The sequence below is a fragment of the Pseudomonas sp. BIGb0164 genome, assembly GCF_024810135.1.
Lineage (GTDB): Bacteria > Pseudomonadota > Gammaproteobacteria > Pseudomonadales > Pseudomonadaceae > Aquipseudomonas.
This window is the reverse complement of sequence record NZ_JANUEA010000005.1, coordinates 158,297-185,001: the sequence shown is the minus strand read 5'-3', so window position 1 is coordinate 185,001 and position 26,705 is coordinate 158,297. Positions and strand designations below refer to the sequence as shown.

Annotated in this window: 22 protein-coding genes; 12 read left to right on the top strand and 10 right to left on the bottom strand. The window is 61.6% G+C overall.

The window, feature by feature from the left end:
* Positions 1-154: 154 nt before the first annotated feature.
* The 6 genes from rraA to M2394_RS15075 all read left to right on the top strand — a co-directional run bounded on the left by rraA (position 155) and on the right by M2394_RS15075 (position 4,595).
* Positions 155-646: a ribonuclease E activity regulator RraA gene (gene rraA / locus M2394_RS15100; RefSeq protein ID WP_178924604.1), complete on the top strand. Its 492-nt coding sequence runs from the start codon at positions 155-157 to the stop codon at positions 644-646.
* Between the two features lie 25 nt (positions 647-671).
* A complete protein-coding gene (locus M2394_RS15095; protein WP_178924603.1) occupies positions 672-1,667 on the top strand; it encodes a zinc transporter ZntB in 996 nt (331 codons plus the stop codon).
* Between the two features lie 86 nt (positions 1,668-1,753).
* Positions 1,754-1,999, top strand: a complete 246-nt coding sequence (locus M2394_RS15090) for a hypothetical protein (RefSeq protein ID WP_005790375.1) — start codon at positions 1,754-1,756, stop codon at positions 1,997-1,999.
* A 2-nt stretch (positions 2,000-2,001) separates the two neighbouring features.
* A complete protein-coding gene (locus tag M2394_RS15085; protein ID WP_122717981.1) occupies positions 2,002-2,826 on the top strand; it encodes a mechanosensitive ion channel family protein in 825 nt (274 codons plus the stop codon).
* 87 nt (positions 2,827-2,913) lie between these two features.
* Positions 2,914-3,504: an RNA polymerase sigma factor SigX gene (gene sigX / locus M2394_RS15080; protein WP_003193286.1), complete on the top strand. Its 591-nt coding sequence runs from the start codon at positions 2,914-2,916 to the stop codon at positions 3,502-3,504.
* Between the two features lie 107 nt (positions 3,505-3,611).
* Positions 3,612-4,595 (top strand): OmpA family protein, encoded by a 984-nt coding sequence (locus M2394_RS15075; RefSeq protein WP_176996335.1) that lies wholly within the window; start codon positions 3,612-3,614, stop codon positions 4,593-4,595.
* Between the two features lie 60 nt (positions 4,596-4,655).
* On the opposite strand, the gene cobA is transcribed toward M2394_RS15075, so the two are convergent.
* The 8 genes from cobA to M2394_RS15035 form a co-directional block, all read right to left on the bottom strand.
* Positions 4,656-5,399, bottom strand: coding sequence for a uroporphyrinogen-III C-methyltransferase (gene cobA / locus M2394_RS15070; RefSeq protein ID WP_259173016.1), 744 nt, complete (start codon positions 5,397-5,399; stop codon positions 4,656-4,658).
* A 10-nt stretch (positions 5,400-5,409) separates the two neighbouring features.
* The gene (locus M2394_RS15065; RefSeq protein WP_259173015.1) at positions 5,410-8,118 is read right to left on the bottom strand and encodes a nitrate reductase; all 2,709 of its coding nucleotides are present in this window, start codon (positions 8,116-8,118) and stop codon (positions 5,410-5,412) included.
* Positions 8,118-8,435, bottom strand: coding sequence for a nitrite reductase small subunit NirD (gene nirD / locus M2394_RS15060; protein WP_178924597.1), 318 nt, complete (start codon positions 8,433-8,435; stop codon positions 8,118-8,120). The genes M2394_RS15065 and nirD overlap by 1 nt, the downstream gene beginning before the upstream one ends.
* Complete coding sequence (gene nirB / locus M2394_RS15055; protein ID WP_259173014.1) at positions 8,432-10,885, bottom strand: nitrite reductase large subunit NirB; 2,454 nt, start codon at positions 10,883-10,885, stop codon at positions 8,432-8,434. Before nirB ends, nirD begins: the two co-directional genes overlap by 4 nt.
* Positions 10,886-11,118: 233 nt before the next feature.
* Positions 11,119-12,789, bottom strand: coding sequence for a bifunctional protein-serine/threonine kinase/phosphatase (locus M2394_RS15050; RefSeq protein ID WP_259173186.1), 1,671 nt, complete (start codon positions 12,787-12,789; stop codon positions 11,119-11,121).
* Positions 12,789-14,000 carry a NarK/NasA family nitrate transporter gene (locus tag M2394_RS15045; RefSeq protein ID WP_178924593.1) on the bottom strand — a complete coding sequence of 404 codons (1,212 nt, stop codon included), beginning with the start codon at positions 13,998-14,000 and terminating at the stop codon, positions 12,789-12,791. The genes M2394_RS15050 and M2394_RS15045 overlap by 1 nt, the downstream gene beginning before the upstream one ends.
* A 211-nt stretch (positions 14,001-14,211) precedes the next feature.
* Positions 14,212-14,787, bottom strand: coding sequence for an ANTAR domain-containing response regulator (locus M2394_RS15040; RefSeq protein ID WP_176996329.1), 576 nt, complete (start codon positions 14,785-14,787; stop codon positions 14,212-14,214).
* Between the two features lie 13 nt (positions 14,788-14,800).
* Positions 14,801-16,027: a CmpA/NrtA family ABC transporter substrate-binding protein gene (locus tag M2394_RS15035; protein ID WP_178924591.1), complete on the bottom strand. Its 1,227-nt coding sequence runs from the start codon at positions 16,025-16,027 to the stop codon at positions 14,801-14,803.
* A gap of 299 nt (positions 16,028-16,326) precedes the next feature.
* Here M2394_RS15035 and M2394_RS15030 point away from each other — a divergent pair, with 299 nt between their 5' ends.
* The 4 genes from M2394_RS15030 to M2394_RS15015 all read left to right on the top strand — a co-directional run bounded on the left by M2394_RS15030 (position 16,327) and on the right by M2394_RS15015 (position 19,208).
* Positions 16,327-17,085: a secretin N-terminal domain-containing protein gene (locus tag M2394_RS15030; protein WP_259173013.1), complete on the top strand. Its 759-nt coding sequence runs from the start codon at positions 16,327-16,329 to the stop codon at positions 17,083-17,085.
* Positions 17,086-17,280: 195 nt separating this feature from the next.
* The gene (locus M2394_RS15025) at positions 17,281-17,649 is read left to right on the top strand and encodes a winged helix-turn-helix domain-containing protein (RefSeq protein ID WP_178924589.1); all 369 of its coding nucleotides are present in this window, start codon (positions 17,281-17,283) and stop codon (positions 17,647-17,649) included.
* Positions 17,642-18,103: a transglycosylase SLT domain-containing protein gene (locus tag M2394_RS15020; RefSeq protein WP_178924587.1), complete on the top strand. Its 462-nt coding sequence runs from the start codon at positions 17,642-17,644 to the stop codon at positions 18,101-18,103. Before M2394_RS15025 ends, M2394_RS15020 begins: the two co-directional genes overlap by 8 nt.
* Before the next feature lie 85 nt (positions 18,104-18,188).
* Complete coding sequence (locus M2394_RS15015) at positions 18,189-19,208, top strand: quinone-dependent dihydroorotate dehydrogenase (protein ID WP_259173011.1); 1,020 nt, start codon at positions 18,189-18,191, stop codon at positions 19,206-19,208.
* A 262-nt stretch (positions 19,209-19,470) separates the two neighbouring features.
* Here M2394_RS15015 and rmf read toward each other — a convergent pair whose 3' ends face one another.
* On the bottom strand, positions 19,471-19,686 hold the full coding sequence (gene rmf / locus M2394_RS15010; RefSeq protein WP_002553055.1) for a ribosome modulation factor: 216 nt from the start codon (positions 19,684-19,686) through the stop codon (positions 19,471-19,473).
* Between the two features lie 532 nt (positions 19,687-20,218).
* Here rmf and rlmKL point away from each other — a divergent pair.
* A complete protein-coding gene (gene rlmKL / locus M2394_RS15005; protein WP_178924583.1) occupies positions 20,219-22,483 on the top strand; it encodes a bifunctional 23S rRNA (guanine(2069)-N(7))-methyltransferase RlmK/23S rRNA (guanine(2445)-N(2))-methyltransferase RlmL in 2,265 nt (754 codons plus the stop codon).
* A 139-nt stretch (positions 22,484-22,622) separates the two neighbouring features.
* Complete coding sequence (locus M2394_RS15000; protein WP_259172997.1) at positions 22,623-25,007, top strand: GGDEF domain-containing protein; 2,385 nt, start codon at positions 22,623-22,625, stop codon at positions 25,005-25,007.
* A gap of 123 nt (positions 25,008-25,130) precedes the next feature.
* On the opposite strand, the gene dacB is transcribed toward M2394_RS15000, so the two are convergent.
* The gene (gene dacB / locus M2394_RS14995; RefSeq protein WP_178924579.1) at positions 25,131-26,591 is read right to left on the bottom strand and encodes a D-alanyl-D-alanine carboxypeptidase/D-alanyl-D-alanine-endopeptidase; all 1,461 of its coding nucleotides are present in this window, start codon (positions 26,589-26,591) and stop codon (positions 25,131-25,133) included.
* Positions 26,592-26,705 lie beyond the last annotated feature (114 nt).

Genomic DNA, 26,705 nt, shown 5'->3' with positions numbered 1-26,705 from the left:
TGGTTGCGGCTAAGATATGACGCGTTAAACGCTTCTGGTCATATTCAGTCGCGCAGTGGCTATTGCGTTGCGCCGTTGGGGGTGGGAAGGTCTGCCCCCGCTGTGCCTGGCGCTTCTTTCGAAAGACACCTCTTTGCCAGAAAGGAATTTTTCAATGAACCATTACGTGACCCCCGACCTGTGCGACGCCTACCCTGAACTCGTACAGGTGCTTGAGCCGATGTTCAGCAATTTCGGCGGCCGAGATTCCTTTGGTGGCGAGATCGTCACCATCAAGTGCTTTGAAGACAACTCCCTGGTCAAGGCGCAAGCCGACCTGCCGGGTGCAGGCAAAGTGCTGGTAGTGGACGGTGGCGGCTCCCTGCGCCGTGCCTTGCTGGGTGACATGATCGCCGAGAAAGCGGCGAAAAACGGCTGGGAAGGGATGGTGATCTACGGCTGCATTCGCGATGTCGATGTCATTGCCCAGACCGACCTGGGGGTGCAGGCCTTGGCGAGCCACCCGATGAAGACCGACAAGCGCGGTATTGGCGATCTGAACGTGGTCGTGACCTTTGCCGGCGTGACATTCCGTCCGGGGGAGTATGTCTATGCCGACAACAATGGCGTGATCGTGTCGCCAAGCCCGCTGAAAATGCCTGAATAAACCGCTGCAGACGAAAGGGGTGAGGATGTTCGAGGAAGAAAACGCGCAATGGGGGCTGGTGCATGCCCTGGTGCTGGACGGTAAAGGCGGTGCGCGTTCGATTGCCCGGACAGAGCTAGACGACCTGCAACTGCAGCCTCAGGAAAGCCTGTGGCTGCATTGGGATCGCAGCCACCCGCAGACCCAGACCTGGCTGCGCCGGTCCAGTGGCTTGAGCGAGTTCGCCTGCGACTTGCTGCTGGAAGAAAACACCCGTCCGCGCTTGTTGCCGCTGCCGGATGACGAATTGCTGCTGTTTCTGCGCGGGATCAACCTCAACCCGGGCGCCGAGCCGGAAGACATGGTCTCGGTGCGGATCTTTGCGGCGGCCAGTCGCGTGATTTCCCTGCGTCTGCGGCCCTTGCGCGCCACGGACGAGCTGCTGGTGCAGCTGGCGGACGGCAAAGGGCCGAAAACCGCTTCGGAACTCATCCTTTATATGGCGCAGTACCTGACTAATAAAGTGCAGGACCTGGTCACCGACCTGTCTGAAATCGTCGATTCCGAAGAAGAAAAACTCGATGCCGACGAACGGTATACTCCGGAGCACGGCAACGTTTTGCAGATCCGTCGGCGAGCGGCTGGGCTGAAGCGATTCCTTGCGCCGCAGCGGGATATTTTTGCCCAGCTGACGCGAATCAAATTGCCGTGGTTTTGTGACGACGATGCCGACTACTGGAACGAATTGAACAACAGCCTGACCCGCTACCTGGAAGAGCTGGAATTGACCCGGGAGCGCGTGGGGCTTGTGCTGGAGGCTGAAGACCGGCGCTTGAGCGTGCGCATGAACCGCACCATGTACCGCTTCGGCATCATCACCGGGATCTTCCTGCCAATGAGTTTTCTCACCGGCTTGCTGGGCATCAATGTGGGCGGCATTCCGTTCTCCGCCAGCCCCTACGGATTCGTGATTGCCTGCCTGATGATGGTGGCGGTTGCGCTCGGACAATGGTGGCTTTTTCGACGATTACGCTGGGTTTGACCTGAATATGACCTGAACGTAGGAAAGGTCCCATGTGACCCCAAGAATTTTACCCTCGTCTTTTAAATCACTTGCGAGAGGTCTTTATGCACGATCCGTTCGAACAGTCTTTGCGTGACATGCTCAATGCCTCGCCATCCAACCGGGATGACGATGCCTGCCTGGGCCGCGTGTTGAAAACCGCCAACCGTCAGGTAGGGGCGGGTGACCTGTTCGGCCTGCTCGGTCGTTGGCTGCCGGCGTTGATGATGGCCCTGAACAATGGTTCGGCCCACGTATCGCCGGTTTCCCGTCGTAAACCTCTTGCTCGCACTGCTGATAAGGCTGATTGAATATGGAACTTGATCTCTGGACCCAGAGCCTGGTCACCGCGATGACCGCATTGTGGACCAAGGTGGCTAACTTCATCCCCAACCTGTTTGGTGCCCTGGTCCTGGTGTTGCTGGGTTTTGTCGTGGCCAAGCTGCTCGACACCCTGCTGTCCAAACTGCTCGCCAAATTGGGCCTGGACCGCTTGATGGCAGGCACTGGCCTGACCAAGCTGCTGGGGCGTGCCGGCCTGCAAGTGCCGATTTCCACCCTGATCGGCAAGATCGTCTATTGGTTCGTTCTACTTATTTTTCTGGTTTCTGCGGCTCAATCCCTTGGCCTTGAGCGAGTTTCAGCTACGCTCGACATGCTGGCACTGTATTTGCCGAAGGTTTTCGGCGGTGCGCTGGTACTGCTGGTAGGTGTCTTGCTGGCGCAACTGGCCAATGGGCTGGTGCGCGGCGCCGCTGAAGGCGTGGGGTTGGACTATGCTGCCGGCCTTGGGCGGATTGCCCAGGGCTTGGTCATCATCATCAGTATTTCGGTCGCGATCAGCCAGTTGGAGGTCAAGACTGACCTGCTCAACCACGTGATCGTGATCGTTTTGATTACCGTTGGTCTGGCCGTTGCGCTGGCCATGGGGTTGGGAAGCCGGGAAATTGCCGGGCAGATTCTTGCGGGAATCTATGTGCGTGAGCTGTATCAGGTTGGGCAACAGGTGCGTATAGGCGAGGTCGAAGGACAGATCGAGGAGATCGGCACGGTCAAGACGACGGTGCTGACCGATGACGGCGACCTGGTGTCGCTGTCCAATCGGATCCTCCTGGAGCAGCAGGTCAGTAGCCGCTAACCCGGCAAACCCTGCTAATGTACGCCGCCGCAAACCCGGGTAGCCGGGCTGTAGCGGACATTGACCTGACTGTCGGCACGACTTGTTTTGAATAAAGCCCAAACGCTGTCCACGCGCTATGACCCCCGTGAGCTCTCTGATGAGGAGTTGGTCGCGCGCTCGCACACGGAGCTGTTTCACGTAACACGCGCGTACGAAGAATTGATGCGCAGATATCAACGCACTTTGTTCAACGTTTGTTCAAGGTATTTAGGGAACGATAGAGATGCGGATGATGTCTGTCAGGAAGTGATGCTCAAGGTGCTGTATGGCCTGAAGAACTTTGAGGGCAAATCGAAGTTCAAGACATGGCTATATAGCATCACGTACAACGAGTGCATCACGCAGTATCGCAAGGAACGGCGAAAGCGTCGCTTGATGGACGCGTTGAGTCTGGACCCCCTCGAGGAAGCGTCTGAAGAGAAGGCGCCAGCACCCGAGGAGAAGGGCGGACTTGATCGCTGGTTGGTGCATGTGAACCCGATTGACCGGGAAATTCTGGTGCTACGATTTGTCGCAGAGCTGGAGTTTCAGGAGATCGCTGACATCATGCATATGGGTTTGAGTGCTACAAAAATGCGTTACAAACGTGCTCTTGATAAATTACGTGAGAAATTTGCGGGCGAGACTGAAACTTAGTGCGTGGCAAATATCTCTTACGTGTAGGCAAGTTCTGTTAGACTTGTCGCCGAGTTGTCCCCCGGTTTGTGGGACTGCTTTACAATCACCAGATGGGGATTTAACGGATGAAACTGAAAAACACCTTGGGCTTTGCCATTGGTTCTCTTATTGCTGCCACTTCTTTCGGCGCTCTGGCACAAGGCCAAGGCGCAGTTGAAGGCCAGCTGTTCTACAAGAAGCAGTACAACGATAGCGTCAAGCACATCGAAGACGGCTTCAACCCTGGCGCAAGCATCGGTTACTTCTTGACCGACGACGTGTCGATCAACCTGAACTACGACACCACCAACCACACCCGTTCGAACGACGGTACTGGCAACCAGAAGATCAAAGGTGACACTGGCAGCGTGACTGCTCAGTACCACTTCGGTCAGGCCGGTGTTGATTCCCTGCGTCCATACGTAGAAGGTGGTTTCGGTCACCAATCCCGTACCAACGTACAGGCTGACGGCCACAGCGGTCGCGACCAGTCGACCCTGGCTATCGCTGGCGCTGGTGTGAAGTACTACTTCACCAACAACCTGTTCGCCCGTGCTGGTGTTGAGTCTGACTACAACCTGGACAACGGCAAGTGGGACTACTCCGCACTGGTTGGCCTGGGTGTGAACTTCGGCGGCAACGCTGGCGCAGTTGCTCCAGCTCCTACCCCAGCACCAGCTCCAGAGCCAACTCCAGAGCCAGAAGCTCCAGTTGCTCAGGTTGTTCGTGTTGAGCTGGACGTTAAGTTCGACTTCGACAAGTCCGTTGTTAAGCCTAACAGCTACGGCGACGTGAAAAACCTGGCCGACTTCATGAAGCAGTACCCACAAACCACCACCGTGGTTGAAGGTCACACTGACTCCGTAGGTCCAGACGCTTACAACCAGAAGCTGTCCCAGCGTCGTGCTGACGCTGTTAAGCAAGTTCTGGTCAAAGACGGTATCGCTCCTAACCGCGTTAGCTCGGTTGGCTACGGTAAATCCCGTCCAGTTGCTGACAACGCAACTGAAGCAGGCCGTGCTATCAACCGTCGCGTAGAAGCCTCGGTAGAAGCTCAAGCTGCTCAGTAATTACTGAGTGGTAGAAAAAAGTCCGGCCTAGGCCGGGCTTTTTTTCGCCTTGAATTTGCTTCAGGCGCTGGCGACCGCAACGGCGCAAGCGGCTTGAGCAGAGGCGGCAACACGGCCGATCACCAGGATCGCCGGGCTCTTCAGGGCAAATGCCTGCGCGTCTTCCTGCAGGTGCAACAGGTTGCTGCGGCATTCCCGCTGCTGGGGCAGTGATGCATTCTCGATCATCGCCACCGGCATATCGGCAGCCATTCCGCCGTCGAGCAATTGCTGGCGAATCTCCTCAAGCTTGGCCACCCCCATGTACACCACCAATGTGGTGCCGCCTTCGGCCAGTGCACGCCAATTAAGGTGGCTGTCGTCCTGGGTGTGCGCCGTCACCAGCGTCACCCCACGGCTCACACCCCGCAAAGTCAGCGGAACAGCGCAATTCGTCGCCCCCGCCAGGCCGGCGGTAATGCCGTTGACCAGCTCCACCTCCACCCCGTGTTCACGCAGCCAGGTCGCTTCTTCGCCACCCCGGCCAAAAATACACGGATCCCCCCCTTTAAGCCGCACCACACACTTGCCCTGGCGGACATAACGCAGCATCAGGCGATGGATGAAATCCTGCGGGGTCGAGTGGCAACCGCCACGCTTGCCGACGGTGATCACCCGCGCACCGGCACAGTGTTCCAGTACGGCCACGTTGACCAGGTCGTCGATCAACACCACATTGGCCTCACGCAGCGCACGCACCGCCTTGAGGGTCAACAGCTCGGGGTCACCGGGGCCTGCGCCCACCAACCAGACTTTTGCACTCATGTTGTTCCCCTCACACACTGATCGCGATTGGCTGCGGGCTGCTGGCCAAAAGACGTTTGATTTCCGGCACACAGGAGCCGCATTGGGTGCCGCAGCCCAGTTCCCGCTTGAGCCCATCCAGGTCCAGGCCCCGGGCGATACCTGTGCACACCGCGTTTTCGCTGACGTTCTTGCAATTGCACAGCACTTTGTTGCTCGCCGCGGTTCCGCCCGGGGGGGCGCTCAACGGCGCCAACAGCCAGCGCCGCAGTTGGTCGTCGGTGCGGCCCTCCAGCCACAGGCTTTGCAACCAATGCCGCGCCAAGGTTTCGCCGGCCAGGCGTAAGGCCGTGATGCGGCCTTTTTCGATCTTCACGCGTTTGCCGATCGAGCGGCGTGGGTCGTCGTAAGCCATCACTGGCCCGTCGTTGAGGCCCAGCAGTTCATCGATTCGGGTCAACAGCTGCAGGTCGGGCGCCTCGCTATGGGCGGCGCGTATCAATAACGCGGGCCGCTCCCGCCCGGCCAGGCTGAGGCTGACGTAGGCAAAGCCCTCGCACAGCGGGCGCAGGGCTTCGAAGTGTTGCTGCACATCACCTTCGATCAACGCGAACAGTTGCCACGGCAGTTGCACCGCTTCCAGGCGCACGCCGCTGTGCTTGAGTTCCGGTTGTTTGGACAAGGGATCAAACGCTGGCTGGGTCAGCGCATTCACGCCGCCCTTGAGAAAACGATCACCCCAGTGCATGGGCAGAAATGCCTGCCCGGGACGCACGCTGTCATCACTGCTGACCGCCACGATCACCTGGCCGCGACGGCTTTTCAGGCTGACCAGATCACCTTCTTTGAAGCGGTGCCGGCGCAACTCATCCGGGTGCAGGCTCAACAACGCCTCGCTGACATGCCCGAACAACTGCGCCGCCGTACCCGTGCGGCTCATGCCATGCCATTGGTCGCGCAGGCGCCCGGTAATCAGGGTCAGCGGGAAGCGCGCGTCACGTTGCTCCTTCGCGGCGCGGTAAGGGTCGGCAACGAAGCGTGCCCGCCCGTTGTCGGTCGGGAACACACCGTCGGTGTACAGGCGTGAGGTACCTCCCTCGGCGCCCTGGGGGAACGGCCATTGCTGCGGGCCGATACGATCAAGCAAGGCGTGGCTGATGCCCGACAAGTCCAGGTCACGGCCACGGGTCAGCATCTTGTACTCGTCAAACACCTGCGCGGGCTGCTCAAAGGCAAACAGGCTGCTCAAACCCGGACGCAGGCGGCGCTCCAGGCGCTGTGCGAAATCCACGGTAATTGCCCAGTCCGGTCGCGCTTCTCCCGGTGGGACGATGGCACGGCGCACGTGGGAAATACGCCGCTCGGAGTTGGTCACCGTGCCTTCCTTCTCCCCCCAACTGGCGGCGGGCAATAGCAGGTCGGCGTAGGCGGCGGTCTCGGTGGTACGAAACGCCTCCTGCAGCACCACGAACGGGCAGGCGGCCAAGGCTTCGCGCACGCGGTTCTGGTCTGGCAGTGATTGCGCGGGGTTGGTGCAGGCGATCCACAATGCCTTGACCTTACCAGCTTGCACCTGCTCGAACAGCTCGACAGCCGTGAGCCCGGTAGACGCTGGCAACGAATCAACTCCCCAATACGCCGCGACCTGCTCGCGATGTTCAGGGTTGGCGGCCTCACGGTGCCCGGGCAGCAGGTTCGACAAACTGCCCGTCTCGCGCCCACCCATGGCATTCGGCTGGCCGGTCAGGGAAAACGGCCCGCAGCCGGGCCGGCCAATCGTGCCGGTGGCCAGGTGCAGGTTGATCAACGCGCTGTTTTTAGCGCTGCCCGCCGTGGACTGGTTAAGCCCCATGCACCACAACGACAGAAAACTGTGGGAGGTCCCGACCCATTCCGCACACAGGCGCAACTGCTCGACGCTGATGCCACAGAGCTGCGTGACCATCTGCGGCGTGTAGTCGTGCACCAGGCGCTTCAGCTCGGCCAGCCCCTCGGTATGCGCCTCGATAAACGCGCGGTCGATCCAGTCTTCCCACAGCAGCAGGTGCAAGATCCCATGGAACAGCGCGACGTCTGTCCCCGGCAGGATCGCCAGGTGCAGGTCAGCCAAATCGCAGGTGTCTGTGCGACGTGGGTCGATCACCAGCACTTTCATCTGCGGGCGCCGCGCCTTGGCTGCTTCCAGGCGTCGGAACAACACCGGGTGCGCGTAGGCCATGTTGCTGCCGACGATCATCACGCAGTCGCTGCTCTCCAGGTCTTCGTAGCTGCAAGGTGGTGCGTCGGCGCCCAGGCTGCGCTTGTAGCCGACCACCGCCGAAGACATGCACAGCCGCGAGTTGCTATCGATGTTGTTGGTGCCCACCAGCGCCCGCGCCAGCTTGTTGAAGCTGTAGTAATCCTCGGTGAGCAATTGCCCGGAAATATAGAACGCCACACTGTCCGGCCCGTGTTCGGCGATGGTCTGGGCGAACACGTTGGCCGCGTGCTCCAGCGCGGTGTCCCAATCGGTGCGGCTGCGCGCCAGGCCTTTGCCCAGGCGCAACTCGGGGTACAAGGCGCGGGCGGCCAAGTCGCCGGTCAGGTGCAGGCTGGAGCCCTTGCTGCACAACTTGCCGAAGTTCGCCGGGTGGTCGGGGTCGCCTTGCACGCCAATAATTTGCTCGCCGTCATGTTCGATCAACACGCCGCAACCCACGCCGCAGTAGCAACAGGTAGAGGCGGTGGTCTGGCGGTTCATCACACAGCGTCCCGCAGGGCCAGCAGCACACGGCCGTTTTCCACGCGGGCCGGGTGGTGATGGGCGCAACCGATGTCCGGGGCTTGGGCTTCGCCGGAGGCGAGGTCGATCTGCCAGTTGTGCAACGGGCAGGCCACGCGTTTGCCGTAGATCAGGCCTTGGGACAGCGGACCGCCTTTGTGGGGGCAACGGTCATCGAGGGCGAAGACTTCGTCGTCACTGGTACGAAAAATCGCGATATCACCCTTGGGCCCGTTGATGATGCGCGATCCCAGGGTGTTGATGTCGTCGAGGGCGCAGATATCCAGCCAGTTCATGCCGGCACCTCCAGTTGTTTGACGGGGATGACCTCGAACTCCTTCTTCAGCAGCGGTTGTTCCAGGCGCTCCTTCCACGGGTCCTGTTCGAACGACAGCGAGAATTGCAGGCGCTCGTTAAGGGCCTGGCGGCGCGCCGGGTCTTCCAGCACGGCCTTCTTGATGTGCTCCATGCCCACCCGTTGCAGGTAGTGCACGGTGCGCTCAAGGTAGAAGGCTTCTTCGCGGTACAGCTGCAGGAAGGCGCCGTTGTACTCGCGCACTTCTTCGGCGGTTTTGAGCTTGACGAAGAACTCGGCGACTTCGGTCTTGATGCCGCCGTTGCCACCGATGTACATCTCCCAGCCGGAGTCGACGCCAATAATGCCTACGTCCTTGATGCCCGCTTCCGAGCAATTGCGTGGGCAGCCGGACACCGCCAATTTGACCTTGTGCGGTGACCACATGTTGAACAGGTCATGCTCCAACTCGATGCCCAGTTGGGTGGAGTTCTGCGTGCCGAAGCGGCAGAACTCGCTGCCGACGCAGGTCTTCACGGTGCGGATGGACTTGCCGTAGGCGTGGCCGGACGGCATGTCCAAGTCTTTCCACACCCCCGGCAAATCCTGCTTCTTGATCCCCAGCAGGTCGATGCGCTGGCCGCCGGTGACCTTGACCATCGGCACGTTGTATTTGTCGGCCACATCGGCGATGCGCCGCAGCTCCGACGGGTTGGTCACACCACCCCACATCCGTGGGACCACGGAATAGGTGCCGTCTTTCTGGATATTGGCGTGGGCGCGTTCGTTGATCAGGCGCGATTGCGGGTCATCCTTGGCTTCGCCCGGCCAGGTGGAAATCAGGTAGTAGTTCAAGGCCGGGCGGCAGGTGGCGCAGCCGTTGGGCGTGCGCCAGTTCAGGTAGCTCATGGTACCGGCGATGGTCAGCAAGTGCTGGTCGCGGATGGCTTGGCGGATCTGCCCGTGGTTGAGGTCGCTGCAGCCGCAGATGGCCTTTTCGCTTTTCGGCTTGACGTCAGCGGCGCCGCCCACGGTATTGATCAAAATCTGCTCGACCAGGCCAACACAGGAGCCGCAGGAGCTGGCGGCCTTGGTATGTTTTTTCACCTCGTCGACGCTGAACAGCCCCTGTTCCTGGATCGCCTTGACGATGGTGCCCTTGCACACGCCATTGCAACCGCAGACTTCGGCGTTGTCAGCCATGCTCATGGCCTTGTCCTGGCCTTGATGGCCGACATCGCCCAAGGCATTTTCGCCGAACATCAAGTGATCGCGGATCTCGCCGATGGCGTGGTTCTCACGGATCTGGCGGAAATACCAACCGCCGTCAGCGGTGTCGCCGTACAGGCAGGCGCCGACCAGGATGTCGTCCTTGATCACCAGTTTCTTGTACACACCGCCAATCGGGTCGGAGAGGGTGATGGTCTCGGTGCCTTCGCCGCCCATGAAGTCGCCGGCCGAGAACAGGTCGATGCCGGTGACCTTCAATTTGGTCGAGGTGACCGAGCCTTTGTAGGTGGCAAAGCCCAGCTGTGCGAGGTGGTTGGCGCAGACCTTGGCCTGCTCGAACAGCGGCGCCACCAGGCCATAGGCGATGCCGCGGTGGCTGGCGCACTCGCCGATGGCGTAGACGCGCGGGTCGTAGGTTTGCAGGGTGTCGTTGACCAAAATCCCACGGTTGCAGGGAATGCCGGATTTTTCCGCCAGCTCGGTGTTGGGCCGGATACCCGCCGCCATCACCACCAGGTCGGCAGGGATGATGTCGCCGTTCTTGAACTGCACCGAGCCGACGCGACCGTTGCCCGCGTCATGCAGCGCCTGGGTCTGCTCGCACAGGCGAAACACCAGGCCACGGCTTTCCAGCTCGGTCTGCAACAGTTGGCCGCTGGTCTTGTCCAGCTGACGCTCCAGCAGCCATTCGCCGATATGCACCACAGTAACGTGCATGCCGCGCAGCATCAGGCCGTTGGCGGCTTCCAGGCCCAGCAGGCCACCGCCGATGACCACGGCGTGCGTGTGGGTCTTGGCGGTGTCGATCATGGCTTGGGTGTCGGCGATGTCGCGGTAGCCGATCACGCCCTGCAACGTATTACCGGGGATCGGCAGGATGAAGGGGGTGGAGCCTGTGGCGATCAGCAGGCGATCGTACTCCGCCTCGGTGCCGTCTTCGGCGATGACGATGCGTTTGACGCGGTCGATCTGCACCACTTTACGGTTGAGCAGCAGCTTGATGTTGTTGTCCAGGTACCAGCTCAAGTCGTTGAGCACGATCTCTTCGAAGGTTTGCTCGCCGGCCAGTACCGGCGACAGCAGGATGCGGTTGTAGTTGGTGTGCGGCTCGGCGCCGAACACGGTGATGTCGTACAGGTCGCTGCTCAGCTTGAGCAATTCTTCAAGGGTGCGAACCCCGGCCATGCCGTTGCCGATCATCACCAGTTTGAGTTTTTTCATGTCGTTCTCCGCAATGGCTCGACCAATCACGCGCAAACAAAAAAAGGCGTCCCCGCTAGTTACCTAGCGAGGACGCCTTTGTCCTGGTCCCGTTCTCTCGGGAAGCTCGCCCTTCGACGTTGAAGGTGCGGCTGTATGTGGGGTGTTGTGTCAGCTAATGCAGCGGTTGTGCCAAGTTGCGTTGTGCCCGGGTTTACGGGGCTTGCGCAAAAACTGGAGTGGGGATTTGCTCCCTAGTGGTGCAACAACCAGTACACCAGCACCAGATTGATGAGCAGCGACGCCACCGCCAGGGTCTGCCAGACCTTCAGCGGTTCACGCTCCAGCAGTGGCCTGGGTCGCACGCTCAGTTCGCGGCGATCGGCCTGTTCCAGCACCAGCAGCCATTCTTCGGCGGTTTCATAACGCTGCGCGGGTTGAGCGGCCACCGCGCGTTCCAGGCTCAGTGGCAGCCAATCCGGCAGGTCCGGGCGGTAGCGGCTGGCGCTGACAGCTTGGGTGAAACGCGGCCGTTGGAAAGCCTCGATTTCACCGTAGGGGTAATGCCCGGTGAGCAGGTAATACAAGGTAACGCCGACGCTGTACAAATCCTGCTGCGCTGTAGGCCGGTCACCAGCAAAGGCCTCCGGCGCGATAAAACTCGGGGTGCCAGGCAGCAAGTGAGCGCGGTCTTCAGAAAGGCCCGGGCAGTAGGCCAGGCCGAAATCCAGCACACGCAGTTCGCCGTCGTCCCCCAGCAGCAGGTTTTCCGGTTTGATGTCGCGGTGCAGGATCTGCCGTCGATGCAGCATGCCCACGGCCCGCAGCAAGCGCTCGGCGATGGACTGCCATTGCGCCAGGGGCAGCGGGCCTTGCTGCTGGAACAGCGCAGCCAGGGTTTGCCCGGGGTATTCGCGCATCACGTAGTACAAGTGCTGACGCCCGCTGGCGGCATGCACTTCCGGAAACGCGCGACCGGCCACCCGCCGTAAAAACCATTCTTCCGACAGCAGGGCCTGGCCGGCATCGTTGTCGTCGTCACGGTTGAGCGGCAAGGTTTTCAACAGCCAGGGTTGCTGCTGGGCATCGCGTACCCGGTACAGCAACGACTGTCGACTCTGCGCCAGCACGCTTTCTACCTGCCAGCCTTCAAAGCGTTGCCCAGCCTTAAGCGGCGGCGGCAAAGGCCACTGCTGCAACTGCACCAAGGCATCGCCGAGGGTGGCCGCGCCCAGCGTGTCGATGCGCACCAGCAAAGCGCTGGCGTTGTCCTGGCTGCCGGCCAGATGAGCGGCGTTGACCAGGGTGTTCACGGCCAGGTCGAGGTCGGTTTGTTCGCGCAGGATCGTGCTGATGCTGTGATCGCCCAACGTGGCCCACACCCCATCGCTGAGCAGCAGGAAGCATTCGCCCGTGCGCAGTTCGCCGTCGAGAAAATCCAGCACCAGGTGCTGATCCAGGCCGAGGGCGCGCTTGAGCACATGCTGCATGCCCGGTTGCTCCCACACATGGTCTTCGCTGATGCGCTGCAACTCGCCGTCCAGCCAGCGATACACCCGGCAATCGCCAACGTGGGCCAGGGTGAAGCGCTGGCCGCGAAACACCAGGGCGCTGAGAGTGGTCAGCAGCGGCTGGCCACCGCCATTGGCCTGCAGCCAGCGGTTTTGCGCGAGCAGCAGGCGTTCCAGGGCCTGGGCCACGCCCCAGGTTTGCGGCGTGGCGTAGTAATCCAGGGCCAGGGCCTGCAAGGTCGAGCGCGCCGCCAACCCGCCATCGGCGCATTGGCTCACACCGTCGGCCAATGCGCACAGGTAACCTTTGCTGGCGGCCAGTTCCGCGACCGGCGTGACCACGCGCAGGGCGTCCTGGTTTTCGGCCCGTGGGCCGATGGCGCTGGCGTGGGCGACGCTCAGTTGCAGGCTCATCAGACGCGCGCAGCGGTCACGGCGGCCGAACCCCAAGTGGTTCTCCAGCGGCGTTTCACGCCGTGCAGGCCGAACCAGGCCAGCACGCCAAGGCTGGCGAACAACCACAGCGCCATCTGGTAACTGCCGGTGCTTTGCTTGATCGCACCCATGCCGGCCGCCAGGGCAAAACCGCCGATCCCACCGGCCATGCCGATCAGGCCGGTCATCACGCCGATCTCACGGCGAAAACGCTGCGGTACCAGTTGGAACACCGCGCCATTGCCTGCGCCGAGGCCGAGCATGGTGCAGACGAACAGCGCCAAGGCCGCGTAGGAACTGGGCAGGTTGAAGCCCACCGCCGCGATGCAGATCGCCGCCACGCTGTACATGCCGAGCAGGGTGCGGATGCCGCCGAACCGGTCGGCCAAGGCGCCGCCCAACGGACGCATCAGGCTGCCGCCAAACACGCAGGCCGCGGTGTAGTAGCCGGCGGTAACCGGGCTCAGGCCGTACTGGTCGTTGAAGTAGCCGGGCAGGGCGCTGGCCAGGCCGATGAAACCGCCAAACGTGACGCTGTAGAAGAACATGAACCACCAGCTGTCGCGGTCACCCAGGGCCTTGAAGTAATCGGCCATGGATTTGGCTTTCGGGCGTTCCGGTGCATTGCGCGCCAGCCAGGCGAAGACGATCAGGGTAAGCACCAGCGGGATCAGGGCGAAGCCGAACACATTGCTCCAGCCAAACGCTGCGGCCAGCACCGGTGCGAGCAAGGCCGCAAACACGGTGCCGGAGTTGCCGGCGCCGGCGATGCCCATGGCCTTGCCCTGATGTTCGGCGGGGTACCACTGGGACGCCAGGGGCAGGGCGACGGCAAACGACGCACCGGCCATGCCCAGGAACACACCCAGCAACAAGGCTTGTTCGTAGCTGTGGATGCCCAGCTTCCAGGCGCCCAACAGCGCGGCGATCACGATCACCTGGCCGATCAGCCCGGCGGTTTTGGGCGACAGCTTGTCGGCCAGCATGCCCATCAGAAAGCGCAGCACGGCGCCCGCCAGGATCGGCGTCGCCACCACCAGGCCACGCTGCTGGGTGGTCAAGTGCAGGTCGGCGGCGATCTGCACCGCCAACGGGCCCAGCAGGTACCAGACCATGAAACTCAGGTCGAAATACAGGAACGCGGCAAACAGGGTCGGGGTGTGCCCGGATTTCCAGAAGCTTGATTTCATCACGCACCTCAACGGTTGGGAGTCTTGTAAGAAGGCCGGGTGATGGAACAGCCGGCGAAGGCTGCCCCACCGGCCCCATGCGCTGGGGCCAAAACGAAAAAACGCCGCCACCGGGTTTGCGGGGGGCAAACCGGATGTGCGACGTCTTTGTCGTGGAGGGGCAACCGCCGTTGGTTACCTGTGATGAATGCTTAGCAAGAGCTGAGCCAAATCAGCCGAGCAGCTCACTCATGGCGATAATCTGCTCGGCCACCTGGATCAGTTTCTGCTGGCGGCTCATGGCCTGGCGGCGCATCAGGGTGTAGGCCTCTTCTTCATTGCAGCTCTTCATTTTCATCAGCATGCCCTTGGCCAGCTCGATGCGCTTGCGCTCGGCCAGTTGCTGGTCCCGTGCCTGGAGCTGGGCGCGCAGGGCCTGGTCGCTCTCGAAGCGCGCCATGGCCACGTCGAGAATCGGCTGGAGGCGCTGGGCCTGGATGCCTTCGACAATGTAGGCGCTGACGCCGGACTTGATTGCCTGGCGCATCACATTCGGGTCGTGCTCATCGGTAAACATCACGATCGGCCGTGGCTGGTCGCGGCTGACCAGCACCACCTGCTCCATCACATCGCGCCCGGGTGACTCGGTATCGATCAGGATCACGTCCGGTCGCACCGTTTCGACGCGCGCCGGCAGGTCGATGGTCAGGCCCGACTCATCGATGACCTCGAACCCGGCCTCAATCAGCGCGGCCCTAAGCCGACCGACCTTGCGCGGAGTGTCGTTGATCAACAGGATTCGCAACATATCCGTGCTCCTGTCAGCGCAAGGCTTGGCGGCTGGTGTGGTCGGTCATGGCGTGCAGGCGGAAGCTGCGCGCGTAGGCGGCGGGGTCGCTGCCGTCCCAGACCTTGCCGTCGATCAATTGGCTGCTGCGCATGTCCTGGGGGCTGCTTGAAACATTCACGGCGCTGGCGGCTTGACGATACAGGTCCAACTGCTGGACCTGGCGGGCGATGCCCAGGTAGTCCGGGTCTTCGCGCAGCAGGCCCCAGCGGCGGAACTGGGTCATGAACCACATGCCGTCCGACAGGTAGGGCAGGTTGACCTCGCCATCGGCAAAAAAGCGCAGCGCGTGAGGGTCTTGCCACTGGTTGCCCAGCCCATCGTCATAGGTGCCCAGCAGGCGAGGTTCGATGCAGTCGAGTGGCGCATCCAGGTAGTCGCGGGCGCTGAGCAGTTGTGCGGTAGAGCGACGGTTTTCCTGGCTTTCTTCAATAAAGCGGCTGGCTTCGAGAATGGCCATCACCAGCACCCGCGCCGTGTTGGGGTATTGCTCGACAAACGCCTGGGTGCAACCGAGCACCTTTTCCGGATGATCCGGCCAGATCGCCTGGGTGGTGGCCAGGGTGAAACCTTGATGTTGCTTGACTGCGCTGGCACACCAGGGCTCGCCGACGCAAAACCCGTCGATGCGCCCAGCCTGCAGATGCGCAACCATCTGCGGCGGCGGGACCACCACACTGTCCACGTCCTGCAAGGGGTGGATGCCTTGGCTCGCCAGCCAGTAATACAGCCACATGGCGTGTGTGCCCGTGGGAAATGTCTGGGCGAAGGTCAGTTTTGTTCGGCTTTGGTGCACGTGGCGATCCAGTGCCTCGGGAGTGGTCACGCCTTGCTGCTGCAGGCCGTGGGACAGGTTGATGCTCTGGCCGTTCCTGTTGAGGCCCATCAGCACCGCCATCTCGGTGGGCGCCACCCCGCCGATGCCCAGGTGCACGGCATAGATGAGTCCATACAGGCTGTGGGCGGCATCCAGCTCACCGCTGACCAGTTTGTCGCGCAGGTTAGCCCAGGAGGACTGGCGCTTGAGGTTCAGCGTCAGCCCGTAGGGTTGGGCGAAACCCTGGGTGGCGGCAACCACCAGTGAGGCGCAATCGGTCAGTGCCATGAAGCCCAGGTCCAGGCTGCTCTTTTCCGGAGCGTCACTGCCGTTGACCCAGGCCAACGGATTATTCACCGGGCTGTTGCCGACTGAATCGTTCATCAACACCTACCTTTTCTCTGAAAAAAAAGCGTCGTTCCCTCGGATGGCGCTATGGGCCATTGAAGGGTAACGACGCCTTTGTCTGTAGGCCTGCTCCGACGCTGGTGCGGGCCCTGATGCAATGTCTGTAGCAAGGCACATGCCACGCGTTGCCGTCAGCTTTTCATCAAGATTGAACGCCGCTTGCCTTTCAGTATGGCCGCTTCGCTACGCCAGACCGCTGAGGAAACCTCACCTTGCACGCTGACTCCGCCGCAACGATGACCTGTCACCGACTATGCCGGTGGGCGTTGTGTGTCGTGTTGCTGCTCAGCTGTGCAGCGGCCTGGGGTGACGAGTACCAGGCGCAGGAGGAAAGCCTGGGCACATTTTTCAATGCACTGTTGGGGCCCTTGGGTGTGGCGGTGGTGGTCAGCCGACGGGTTGAGCGCAAGCGTGTCAGTGGAACATACGACTTTGCAGCCCCCGAACAGGTGCTGGAGGCGTTGGCCCGACAGGAGGGATTGATCTGGCACCGCGACCGGCAAACGCTTTACCTCTACGAGGCTGCCGAGATCAGAAGTTCGGCCGTCGTGCTCCGGCATATTTCCGTCAGCAAGCTGCGCAGCCTCATGCAAGGGGCAGGGCTGGATGAGCCCCGCTTCCCTCTGCGTGATGGCGGGCAGCGCATGTTTTATGTGTCCGGGCCGCCGAGCTATGTCGACCGCGTGCTGCAAATGGCGCAATTGATGGACCGCCGGGCCGTGAAGACGCCCGTGCAGGCGCAGGCCTTCGGCGTGGTGGAGGTGCTTCACCATTTTGTAGCGGACCGCCAGGCGGGCACCGGTGCAGATCAACCTGTGGTACCGGGGATGGTTTCGATGATCGAGGCCCTGCTGGCGCGTAAACAGAAGAGCCTGCTGGCAGACAAGGGCTTTGCGGTCATTCCCTACCCCAACACCAACAGTTTGCTGGTCAGGGGCACGCCTGCGCAGGTGCGGCTAGTCAAGCAATGGGTGGCGGAACTGGACGTGCCCCAACAGACGAATGAAGCACCGCCCTCTGACGTCACTCAATGAATTGAAGGGCGAAACCAGTGGTGAACCTTGGCATGGGTAGCGAATTGTCTTACCGGGTACTTCCGAAAGTCGTCGGGTCTATGGGCTTTGTCCTGCCGTACGTTGCAGAACAGGTTTTTATAGTCGTGGCGTTGATTGGGCAACCGGTGCAGGAAATAGTGATTTCAATGTCGAACGTCGGATACAGAGGTGTGCATGGCCGTCGCAAGTGATGGGTTGGCGACGGCCCTGGTTTTTGATCGCTGGACCTTGCACGGCGATGGCCGGTTGACGGGGGAGGGCGCGGACATTCAATTGCCGCCCAAGGAGGGCCAGGTACTGCGCTTGCTGCTGGCTTCCGGTGGGGCGCTGATGACCAAGGATCGCTTGCTGGAACAGGCATGGCCTCGGGGCGAGGTGGCGGAGGAGTCGCTGACGCGGTGCATCTACGCGTTGCGCAAGCACCTGAAGGCCGACAAGGGGTTTATCAAGACGATCTATGGCCGGGGGTACCGTTTTACTTGCGCGGTGCAGGCCGAAGAACCGAGGGTATGTTCGGTGTGCGGGCAGGCCCGCAATGGCTAGTGCGTGGAGCAGGAGCCTGCTGCTGGCTCTGTGGATGGGCAGCAACACGGCGTTGGCCGACTGCTGGGACGAAGCTGCCAGCCGCTATGACCTTGAGCCTGAGTTGCTGCAGGCCATCGCTGCCGTGGAGTCGGGTTATCGCACGCAAGCGGTCAACTACGACAACCGCAACGGCACGCGAGATATCGGCTTGATGCAGATCAACAGCATTCATTTGCCGCGCCTGCTCAAGCAAGGCATTACCGAAGAGCGGCTATTGAACGAGCCTTGCCTTTCGGTGGAGGTAGGCGCGTCGATCCTTGCCGAATTCGTCCGGCGTTTCGGTTACAACTGGACGGCAGTGGGCTCCTACAATGTGGGGCCGGGCCCGGGCCCGCAGCGTGAAGCCTTGCGCATGCGCTACGCCGAAAAGATCTGGGCGCGCTATGAGGCGCTGGTAGCGCGGCGCTATTGACGATTGGACGGCATGCCTCGCGCGCGCGCCGTGACCCCGGCTATAATCGCCGCCACCTTTACCGCCATCCGAGTCTAGCCCGCCCATGTATACCCTGGCCCGCCAGCTGTTGTTCAAACTCTCTCCGGAAACCTCCCACGATCTGTCCCTGGACCTGATCGGTGCCGGTGGCCGACTGGGGCTCAATGGCCTGGTATGCAAGGCACCGGCGAAAATGCCGGTGTCGGTGATGGGGCTGGACTTCCCCAACCCGGTCGGCCTGGCTGCCGGCCTGGACAAGAACGGCGCGGCCATCGATGGCTTCGCACAGTTGGGTTTCGGTTTTGTCGAAATCGGCACCGTGACCCCACGGCCACAACCGGGCAACCCCAAGCCACGCATCTTCCGCCTGCCGGAAGCCGAGGCGATCATCAACCGCATGGGCTTCAACAACCTGGGGGTTGATCACCTGCTGTCACGGGTGCAGGCGGCGAAGTACACGGGGATTCTCGGGATCAATATCGGCAAGAACTTCGACACCCCGGTTGAACGTGCGGTGGATGACTACCTGATCTGCCTGGACAAGGTCTACGCCCACGCCAGCTACGTCACCGTCAACGTCAGTTCACCCAATACCCCGGGCCTGCGCAGCCTGCAGTTCGGCGATTCCCTCAAGCAATTGCTCGAAGCCCTGCGTCAGCGCCAGGAAGACCTGGCCATGCGCCACGGCAAGCGCGTGCCGCTGGCCATCAAGATTGCCCCGGACATGAGCGATGAAGAAACCGTACTGGTGGCCCAGGCCCTGGTGGATTCGGGCATGGACGCTGTGATTGCGACCAACACCACCCTCAGCCGTGTCGGTGTCGAAGGGCTGGCCCATGGTGACGAGGCGGGCGGTCTGTCGGGCGCGCCGGTGCGTGACAAGAGCACTCATATCGTCAAGGTACTGGCCGCCGAGTTGGCGGGGCGCCTGCCGATCATCGCCGTGGGTGGCATCACTGAAGGCAAGCATGCGGCCGAGAAAATCGCGGCCGGTGCCAGCCTGGTGCAGTTGTACTCGGGCTTTATCTACAAAGGCCCGGAACTGATTCGCCAGTCGGTGGATGCGATCGCTGCACTGCGCTGATGCTTCTATTGCAGGAGCGGGCTTGAGTGGGAGCGGGCTTGCTCGCGAAAGCGGTGGGTCAGTGAAACAAGTTTCGACTGAAAGAACGCCTTCGCGAGCAAGCCCGCTCCCACAGTGAGTCCGAGTACGTCGGGTAGTTTTTCCAACCAATAAAAAGGGCTCCATAAAGGAGCCCCCTGGGCCGAAGCCCGCCGCCCGGATGGGGCGTGCATGGTAAGTCGTTACAAATCCAAAGGTGGTGTGTCGGAATTAAGTGCCCTGATTAGCCGACGGCGTGAAGTTCGTTGAGTCTGTGGATGCCCGCAGTGCCAGTCATACCGTCCCAGTTGTCGCCGCGTCCTTCTCGCCAGCCGTTGATCCAGGCTTGGCGTACCGACGGTAGAGTAAATGGGCAAAGCTCACGGGATTTTCCATGAACGCCATATTGATATCCGCGTAAAAATGCTCTTTCCAACGGATCACGCTTAAGTCTTCTCATAGGGTGTTTCCCTCACTTGTTGACTGTCTAGATATCCTTCGGCCTCGTCCGAGGCCGGGCAGAGTTTTTCTGCCGTTGGTGGGCTCGCTGCCGGCGTGGCGAGCCAATGTGTCGGCGTCGTTACGGCGCCAACCTGTGTTGAGTTCTAACCAATAGGTCACATGGATTCAATGACCGTTTTGTCATAAGCACGTAACGATAACGATGCTATAGCCATAAGCTGGGATGGCTTTTCGCCCCATTTGTCTGGCAAAGCCAGCTATGATGCACCCTGCATAGAGGATGGGTTTAATCCTTTAGTGAGAATGCCCGCTCGTTGCAGTCGGTTATTATTCGACGAAGGGTCGGAATATTTCTTTTTGTTGCCATCGTTTATTTATCTGCCCCGGCAATCACGGCCCAAAGGCCCGGCAGCCGGGGTGGGACGGCACATTCGTGCCACGCGAGCACTCTTCAAGAAAAGTGCTTGATTGAAAACCGAGCCGGCGATGCGTCGCCCGTTCATTTATTGCTGAAAAGCCTGGAATGCCCCATGTCGGACCGTTTTGAACTCTTCCTCACCTGCCCCAAGGGCCTTGAAGGCCTGCTGATCGAGGAAGCCGTCGGGCTTGGCCTTGAGGACGCCCGCGAGCACACCTCGGCCGTGCGCGGCATGGCCGACATGGAAACCGCCTATCGCCTGTGCCTCTGGTCGCGCCTGGCCAACCGCGTGTTGCTGGTGCTCAAGCGCTTCCCGATGAAGGACGCCGAGGACCTCTACCACGGCGTGCTGGATATCGAATGGGCCGACCACATGGTGCCGGATGGCACCCTGGCGGTGGAGTTCAGCGGTCACGGTTCGGGCATCGACAACACCCACTTCGGCGCCTTGAAGGTCAAGGACGCCATCGTCGACAAACTGCGCACGCCGACCGGCGAGCGCCCGTCCATCGACAAGATCAACCCGGACCTGCGCATCCACCTGCGCCTGGACCGTGGCGAAGCCATTCTTTCCCTTGATCTGTCCGGCCACAGCCTGCACCAGCGCGGCTATCGCCTGCAGCAGGGCGCGGCGCCGCTGAAGGAAAACCTGGCTGCCGCAATCCTGATCCGCGCCGGCTGGCCGCGCATTGCTGCCGAAGGCGGTGCGCTGAGCGACCCGATGTGCGGTGTAGGTACCTTCCTGGTCGAAGGCGCGATGATCGCCGCCGACATGGCGCCCAACCTGAACCGTGAACTGTGGGGCTTCACCACCTGGCTGGGTCACGTCCCGGCGTTGTGGAAGAAGTTGCACGCCGAGGCTACCGAACGTGCCGCCATCGGCATGAACAAGCCGCCGCTGTGGATCCGGGGCTACGAAGCCGACCCGCGTCTGATCCAGCCCGCGCGCAACAACATCGAGCGTGCTGGCCTGAGCCATTGGATCAAGGTGTACCAGGGCGAAGTCGGCACCTTCGAGCCGCGCCCGGACCAGAACCAGAAAGGCCTGGTCATCTGCAACCCGCCTTACGGCGAGCGTTTGGGTGATGAAGCCAGCCTGTTGTACCTCTACCAGAACCTCGGCGAGCGTCTGCGCCAAGCGTGCATGGGCTGGGAGGCGGCGGTGTTCACCGGCGCGCCCGACCTGGGCAAGCGCATGGGCATCCGCAGCCACAAGCAGTATTCGTTCTGGAACGGCGCATTGCCGTGCAAGTTGCTGCTGATCAAGGTCAACCCGGACCAGTTCGTCACCGGCGAGCGCCGCACCCCGGAGCAGCGCCAGGCCGAGCGTGAGCAAGCCGCTTATGATCAAGCCCCGGCTGCGCCGCAAGAGCGCCAATACAACAAGAACGGCAACCCGATCAAACCCGCACCGGCACCTGTGGTCGAGCAAGCGCGGCTGAGTGAAGGCGGTCAGATGTTCGCCAACCGCCTGCAGAAGAACCTCAAGTTGCTGGGCAAGTGGGCCAAGCGTGAAGGCGTGGATTGCTACCGTGTGTACGACGCCGACATGCCGGAATACTCCATGGCCATCGACCTGTACCACGATTGGGTGCATGTGCAGGAATATGCTGCGCCTAAATCCATCGACCCGGAAAAAGCCTCCGCGCGTATGTTCGATGCCCTGGCTGCCATTCCCCAGGCGCTGAACATCGACAAGAGCCGCGTGGTGGTCAAGCGCCGCGAGCGCCAGAGCGGTACCAAGCAGTACGAGCGCCAGAGCGCCCAGGGCAAGTTCACCGAGGTCAGCGAAGGCGGCGTGAAGCTGCTGGTCAACCTCACCGACTACTTGGACACCGGCCTGTTCCTCGATCACCGCCCGATGCGCCTGCGCATCCAGAAGGAAGCGGCCGGCAAGCGCTTCCTCAACCTGTACTGCTACACCGCGACCGCCAGTGTGCACGCAGCCAAGGGCGGCGCGCGCAGCACCACCAGCGTCGACCTGTCCAAGACCTACCTGGACTGGGCCCGCCGCAACTTCTCCCTCAACGGTTTCTCCGACAAGAACCGCCTGGAGCAGGGTGATGTGATGGCCTGGCTGGAGGCCAGCCGCGATGAGTTCGACCTGATCTTCATCGACCCGCCGACCTTCTCCAACTCCAAGCGCATGGAAGGCATCTTCGACGTACAGCGTGACCACGTGCAGTTGCTCGACCTGGCCATGGCGCGCCTGGCACCGGGCGGCGTGCTGTACTTCTCGAACAACTTCCGCAAGTTCGCGCTGGAGGACAACCTCAGCGAACGCTACGCGGTCGAGGAAATCAGCGACAAGACCATCGACCCGGACTTTGCGCGCAATGCCAAGATCCATCGGGCGTGGAAAATCACCGCGCGCTGATCGCCGTGACACAAAAGCCGCAAGCCTGATTATTCCGGGTTTGCGGCTTTTTTACGCTGGTCAAACCCTGGGCCGCTAGCTATAACTAAGGCCTAGCCAAAGTGACACCCCCCGCACGCTGGCGTTGTGAGTGTTGCCTATGCCGATGCAAGCCGTCCGCCCGAAAATCCTTGGCTTTATCAGTGAGCAGGCGTCGGCTTGGCTGGTGGCATTGGTGGTGTTATTGGCCGGTTGCGCGCTGACGGCCATCATCGCGTGGGCGGCTGCCGACCTCTATCAACAGCAGGTTCGCCAACGTTTCCAGCTGCTCGTCAACGAACGCTACACCCGTCTTCAAGAGCGCTTCGAGGACCAAGAACAACGCCTGGGCAGCCTGCGGCGTTTCTTCGTCAACTCCGATGATGTCTCCCGCGAAGAGTTTGACGGCTTCGCCCAACCCCTGCTGTTGCGCGCCCGGGCCTATGCCTGGGCGCCTCGGATTTTTCGCGACCAACGCAGCCAGTTTGAACAGGAAATCTCCCGTCAGCGCGGCACGCCTTTCAGCATTCGGGAGCTGAACTCGTCGGGCGACCTGGCTCCCGCTGCCGAGCGCGATGAATACGTACCGGTGTTGTACAGCCAGACCCAGAGCCTGCTCGGTTCGCCCCTGGGCTTTGACTTGCTGGCCCAACCCCTGCGGCGTTCGGCCCTTGAACGTGCACAAAAGACTGGCAAGCCTGCGGTGTCCCAGCCCATGCAACTGGTGGGCGTTGAGCCCGCTTATGCTGCCGGCGTGCTGCTGGTGGCGCCGGTCAGCAAGCTGTCGGAAACCGAGCCCTTCGGTTTTGTGATGGCGGTGATCAGCATGCGCCAACTGGTTGCCGACGGCTTGCCCAAGCCGAACCGCGACAACCTGGTGATGCAGATCATCGACACTTCCGACACCCAGCAACGCGTGCTCTACGCTTCCAGCAACGCGGTGGGCGACAGCGATCTTACGGCCGCGCGCCGTCTCAGCCTGGGCGATCATGTCTATGCCCTGAACCTGCGGGCGAGCCAGGTGTTCGACCTGGCCAATCACTCCTCCCTGAGCACCATCTTGACCATGGGCGGGCTGCTCAGCCTGTTGCTCAGCGCCTTGCTCTATGTGTTGGTCAGCCAGCGCCAGCGGGCGCTGAAGATGGTCGAGCAGCGCACTGAACAATTGCGTTTGCGTGAGCAGGAATTGCGGGGCGCACACGGGCAATTGCGCAGTGTGCTGAACGCCGCCACCCAGGTCGCGATCATCGCCACGGATTTGCGTGGGGTGATCAATACCTTTAACGCCGGTGCCGAGCAGATGCTGGGGTTCAAGGCTGACGCGGTGCTGGGGCGCATGACCCTGGAAAGCCTGCACCTGGCATCGGAGCTGGACGCACGCGCCGCCAGCTTGAGCGTAACCTTGGGCAAACGCATTCCCCCAAGCCAGGCGATGCTGGTGGAAAGCCCGGACAATCTGCACGAGGCCAGGGAGTGGACGCTGCTGCGCCAGGACGGCAGCCAACTGACCGTGAATATGCTTGGCACTGTATTGCTGGATGACCATGGCCTGTGGATCGGGCACTTGGCGATCTACCTGGATGTCACCGAGCAGAAACGCGCCTACGAAGCCTTGGCCGCACGCGACCGCCTGCTGAAAAAGCTCAGCGCTCATGTGCCCGGCGGGATCTTCCAATTCACCCTGGAACCCCAGGACCAATGGCGTTTCATCTACGCCAGCGATGGCATGCGCGATATCTATGAAATCGAGCCGGGGGTGCTGCAGCAGGACGCGAGCAAGGTGTTCGAGCGCATTCACCCGCTGGACGCAGAGCGGGTGCGGGTGTCGATTCGCCTGTCAGCCTTGCAGTTGAGCCATTGGCGCGAAGAGTATCGCGTGCTGTTGCCGCAACGCGGCCTGCGCTGGATTCGGGGTGAAGCGACGCCAGAAGAACTGCCGGGCGGCGGTACGTTGTGGCATGGCTATGTGTCGGACATTTCCGACCTCAAGCGGGTGGAGGAGGAGTTGCGTGCGCTCTCGATTACCGACTCCCTCACCGGCATCCATAACCGGCGCTATTTCCAGGATCGCCTCAAGGCCGAGATGAGCCGGCTCAACCGCACCTCGGGGGCGTTGTCGTTGATCATGCTCGACATTGACCACTTCAAGCGCATCAACGATCAGCACGGCCACGGAGTGGGCGACGGTGTATTGCAGGAAGTGTGCAAGCGCATCAGCCAGCGCCTGCGCCGCACCGACGTGTTCTGCCGCCTGGGGGGCGAAGAGTTTGTGGTGCTGTGCCCCAACACCGATGCAGGCCAGGCCTACAGCCTGGCGATGGAACTGTGGCAGGCCTTGCGCAGTGTGCCGATGGAGTCGGTTGGGGTGGTGACCGCGAGCTTTGGCGTGGCCAGTTGGCGGGTCGATGAAGGCATCGATGGGCTGTTGCTGCGCGCGGATTCGGCGGTGTATATGGCCAAGCAGGCGGGTCGGGACCGTGTGGAGGCTGAACGGCTGAGCGCCTGATCCTCGACGCATGACAACTGTGGGAGCGGGCTTGCTCGCGAATACGCAGTGTCAGTCTCAGATGTATCGACTGATCCACCGCTTTCGCGAGCAAGCCCGCTCCCACTGGGTGTTGCGTGCTGCCTAGAGGACCGGGGCGGCGGCCACCGCTTTGGGCTGGCGATACAGGTCGAGCAACACCTGATCCAGCACGGATGAAGCGCCCCACGGTTTCGAGTCGTTGAGAATCGCCACCACTACCCAGCTGTTGCCGTTGTTGTCGCGGCTGAACCCGGCGATGGCGCGCACGGTATTCAAGGTGCCGGTCTTCACGTGGGCTTCGCCGCGCATGGCCGTGGTTTTCAGGCGTTTGCGCATGGTGCCGTCGGTGCCGGCAATCGGCAGCGAGCTGATGTATTCCGCCGCGTAAGGCCCTTTCCAGGCCGCTTGCAGCATGGCCGCCATCTCACGGGCGCTGACCCGTTCGGCGCGGGACAGGCCGGAGCCGTTCTCCATCACCAGGTGCGGCGCGGTAATGCCTTTTTTCGCCAGCCATTGGCGCACCACGCGTTGCGCAGCCTTGGCGTCGTCGCCGTCGGCATCGTTGCGGAACTGCGCGCCCAGGCTCAGGAACAACTGCTGGGCCATGGTGTTGTTACTGTATTTGTTGATGTCGCGGATGATCTCGGCCAGGTCCGGCGAGAATGCGCGGGCCAGCACTTTCGCGTCTTTGGGCACAGGCGCCTGGATATCGCGGCCCTGGATGGTGCCGCCCAGTTCCTGCCAGATCGCGCGCACGGCACCGGCGGTGTAGGTCGCGTGGTCGAGCAGCGACAGATAGGTCTGCGAGCTGCAGCCATCGCCCAGTTGGCCACTGACGGTGACGGTGACGCTGCCATCGGCCGCCGTGACCGGGTTGTAGCGTACGTCGCCGGTGCACTGCTTGGCGTTGGAGACTTTCACCTGGTTGTCGATGCGAATGCTGGCAATCGGCGGTTCGACCGACACGATCACCCGGCCCGAATCGTTGCGGGTCACGAAGCGCAGGGCCTTGAGGTTGACCAACAGGGCGTCCGGCTTGACCAGGAACGGCTTGTTCTCGTCGTTACCGTCGTCGTTGAACTCCGGCAATTGCGGTTGGTTGAAGAAGCCGCGGTCCAGCACCAGGTCGCCGGTGACTTGCTGCACGCCGTTGGCACGCAGGTCACGCATCAGCAGCCAGAGCTTTTCCATGTTCAGCTTGGGGTCGCCGCCACCCTTGAGGTACAGGTTGCCGTGCAACACGCCGCCGCTGAGGGTGCCGTCGGTGTAGAACTCGGTTTTCCACTGGTGGTTGGGGCCGAGCATTTCCAGGGCGGCGTAGGTGGTGACCAGCTTCATGGTGGAGGCGGGGTTGACCGATACGTCGGCGTTGAACACGGTGGGGGTGCCGGGGCCGTTGAGCGGCAGCATCACCAGGGACAGGGAGGTGTTGGGAATCTTGGCTTTCTGCAGGGCCTGTTGGACATTCGGCGGCAGCGTGTTGTTGATCGGGGCGGCGGTGACGGAAAAGGCCAGGGGCAGGAGAACACTGGCAAGCAAAAAGGGACGCAAAGATTTGATCATAAGAAGTAAAACCCTACTGCTGAGGAGGGTGAAAAAGGCGAGGGGTAAATAGGAAAAATCCCTCAATGGTCATGAAAGTGTCGGCATTATGCCCCAAGGTGGATCCACTTGTAG

Bases quoted from the DNA above. Each gene is read 5' to 3' on its own strand.
- rraA (WP_178924604.1), top strand. From the start codon at position 155: ATGAACCATTACGTGACCCCCGACCTGTGCGACGCCTACCCTGAACTC.
- M2394_RS15000 (WP_259172997.1), top strand. From the start codon at position 22,623: ATGCCGATGCAAGCCGTCCGCCCGAAAATCCTTGGCTTTATCAGTGAG.
- M2394_RS15090 (WP_005790375.1), top strand. From the start codon at position 1,754: ATGCACGATCCGTTCGAACAGTCTTTGCGTGACATGCTCAATGCCTCG.
- M2394_RS15065 (WP_259173015.1), bottom strand. From the start codon at position 8,118: ATGAACCGCCAGACCACCGCCTCTACCTGTTGCTACTGCGGCGTGGGT.
- rmf (WP_002553055.1), bottom strand. From the start codon at position 19,686: ATGAGAAGACTTAAGCGTGATCCGTTGGAAAGAGCATTTTTACGCGGA.
- cobA (WP_259173016.1), bottom strand. From the start codon at position 5,399: ATGAGTGCAAAAGTCTGGTTGGTGGGCGCAGGCCCCGGTGACCCCGAG.
- M2394_RS15025 (WP_178924589.1), top strand. From the start codon at position 17,281: ATGGCCGTCGCAAGTGATGGGTTGGCGACGGCCCTGGTTTTTGATCGC.
- nirB (WP_259173014.1), bottom strand. From the start codon at position 10,885: ATGAAAAAACTCAAACTGGTGATGATCGGCAACGGCATGGCCGGGGTT.
- M2394_RS15075 (WP_176996335.1), top strand. From the start codon at position 3,612: ATGAAACTGAAAAACACCTTGGGCTTTGCCATTGGTTCTCTTATTGCT.
- M2394_RS15015 (WP_259173011.1), top strand. From the start codon at position 18,189: ATGTATACCCTGGCCCGCCAGCTGTTGTTCAAACTCTCTCCGGAAACC.
- rlmKL (WP_178924583.1), top strand. From the start codon at position 20,219: ATGTCGGACCGTTTTGAACTCTTCCTCACCTGCCCCAAGGGCCTTGAA.
- M2394_RS15085 (WP_122717981.1), top strand. From the start codon at position 2,002: ATGGAACTTGATCTCTGGACCCAGAGCCTGGTCACCGCGATGACCGCA.
- M2394_RS15095 (WP_178924603.1), top strand. From the start codon at position 672: ATGTTCGAGGAAGAAAACGCGCAATGGGGGCTGGTGCATGCCCTGGTG.
- nirD (WP_178924597.1), bottom strand. From the start codon at position 8,435: ATGAACTGGCTGGATATCTGCGCCCTCGACGACATCAACACCCTGGGA.
- M2394_RS15045 (WP_178924593.1), bottom strand. From the start codon at position 14,000: ATGAAATCAAGCTTCTGGAAATCCGGGCACACCCCGACCCTGTTTGCC.
- M2394_RS15050 (WP_259173186.1), bottom strand. From the start codon at position 12,789: ATGAGCCTGCAACTGAGCGTCGCCCACGCCAGCGCCATCGGCCCACGG.
- M2394_RS15035 (WP_178924591.1), bottom strand. From the start codon at position 16,027: ATGAACGATTCAGTCGGCAACAGCCCGGTGAATAATCCGTTGGCCTGG.
- M2394_RS15020 (WP_178924587.1), top strand. From the start codon at position 17,642: ATGGCTAGTGCGTGGAGCAGGAGCCTGCTGCTGGCTCTGTGGATGGGC.
- M2394_RS15040 (WP_176996329.1), bottom strand. From the start codon at position 14,787: ATGTTGCGAATCCTGTTGATCAACGACACTCCGCGCAAGGTCGGTCGG.
- dacB (WP_178924579.1), bottom strand. From the start codon at position 26,591: ATGATCAAATCTTTGCGTCCCTTTTTGCTTGCCAGTGTTCTCCTGCCC.